2 protein-coding genes are annotated in these 1,759 nt (G+C 55.4%); both read right to left on the bottom strand.

Annotated features, from left to right (window positions below):
* Positions 1 to 905, bottom strand: a 905-nt coding sequence (locus ASF61_RS13410) for a hypothetical protein (RefSeq protein WP_156369597.1), incomplete at its 3' end; no start/stop codon positions are given.
* Between the two features lie 125 nt (positions 906 to 1,030).
* The coding region (locus tag ASF61_RS13405; protein ID WP_156369596.1) for a DUF2345 domain-containing protein at positions 1,031 to 1,759 on the bottom strand (729 nt) is incomplete at its 5' end.

Genomic DNA, 1,759 nt, shown 5'->3' with positions numbered 1-1,759 from the left:
GGCCAATACAGCTCGGTCTGCACGCGTCCCTCTGCCACTGCGAACGCTGCCTTGGCGTTGGCCTTGATTCCCATGTCTGCCGACGCGAGTCCCCGCTTGAGGCGGTCTTGCCAATTGCGGTCKCGGCGGTCGAACAGGTTGCCTTGGAACGGCTTAAAGTGGACCGCAAGGCCAGCCCCGGCCGTATAGCGCATCAGTTGCGCATCGACCGTCAGGTCGACATTGCGATGAGGGTCTTTAGGATCGACATTGAATTTCTTTTCGACGTCGTCGACTTCTCGCTCGATGAATTTCGCGATGTCGCCATTCATCGTCCTTGCCCATTCTGACAATACTCCGGTATAGGCGTCGGCATCGTCAGGCTTGAGTTTCCATTCTTTCTTGAAGTCCTTGCCCTGGGCTTTTTCAGCGATGCGGTGCTTRATTTCCGTGGTGTTGATTTTGCCGTCCTTGAAAATCTTGTCCTTGGTGCGYTTAGCCTTCTCGCCGRCAATCAAGTAGATGCGCTTTTCTGCCAGCACTGTTCTCAGGCGTTTGCTGGTAACGTAAATCGGTACGCCCTTGCCCTTGTCTTTGTATTTCGGGGTRTGCAGTGACACCAGTTCGACCATTTTCACCCCAGCYTTAGCGTCCAGCTTCGACAGGGGCTCGAGCTTTTTCTTGACATCCTCACTGGCTTTTTGCATAGCGTCCAGCGCATCGTTTAGTTCTTCCTCGGCCTTCTTGATGTCGGCGGCTACATTACTCTTCTGCGCCGTCCGCATKRCTGCTGCAGCCTCGGTAACCTTCTTGTTAGCTTCYTGTAATGCCTCAATTTTCTTGCTATGTTCGTCCGCCTCGGCGTGAAACTCGAGAAACTCGTCCGGATATAAGGCCAAGAAAGCGTTCTGTTCAGGCCAGTACAAAAGTGCTCCCTCGCCTGGGGTGATTTTAGCGTCAACGAATGTTTCCGAKGGCGTCGTGGTTGTGGCAGACGCGTGCGGTASSCGGGTCGGTGCCTGATCGGCGGTTGTTGTAGAACTCATGGAAATTAGTCGTGATCAAGTAAGTACAAATGAATCTGCTCGGGTTTTGCRGTRAACAGRCGCTTAGTCCTACCGAGAGAATCGGTAATGCCTTCGATCACCACGCCACTGGCCGACTCYATGCGATAAGGCACATGCGCCATGATTTCCCCGGTCTTTTCGTTTTTCACCACGAAAGCTTCATTAAAGATATCTTTKGCTTTCGGCAGCACKGGGGCGCCCAGGCTGCCATCCTGCGGTCCCGTCAACTCYTTCATACTGGCCTTGAACTCKATCTTCCCCGGCCCGTGCAACTCGATATTCCCGCCTTCGAGTTTCAGGTGCGCACCCTGGGCGTTGAACATGACGTATTGCTTGCCGCTGACATTGACGATCTTCCCCGGCCCGTGCAACTCGATATTCCCGCCTTCGAGTTTCAGGTGCGCACCCTGGGCGTTGAACATGACGTATTGCTTGCCGCTGACATTGACGCTCTTGGTCACGCTGGCCACCGTCAATGCCTTGTCGGCGGTCAGCCTGSTTTCGGCCGACTGRCTCTGGCTGCTGACCTTGCCGGTTGCGGCGTGGAATTTGATGCCGGTTTCCTGGTTGGGCTTTTGCGCACTGCTGGCCTTGCCGTACGTGACCAGCTTGATCCCGTCCTTGACGATGGTATAGCTGTTGGCCTGCGAGGCGAAATTGATGTCGTGGCCGGCGGTCAGGCTGGACGTGGCGGCGGCGCTGAGCACCGCGTT

It is taken from the genome of Duganella sp. Leaf126 (genome assembly GCF_001423125.1).
Classification (GTDB): Bacteria; Pseudomonadota; Gammaproteobacteria; order Burkholderiales; family Burkholderiaceae_D; genus Rugamonas.
The sequence above is the reverse complement of the archived record's forward strand: the minus strand, read 5'-3'. Positions and strand labels throughout refer to the sequence as shown.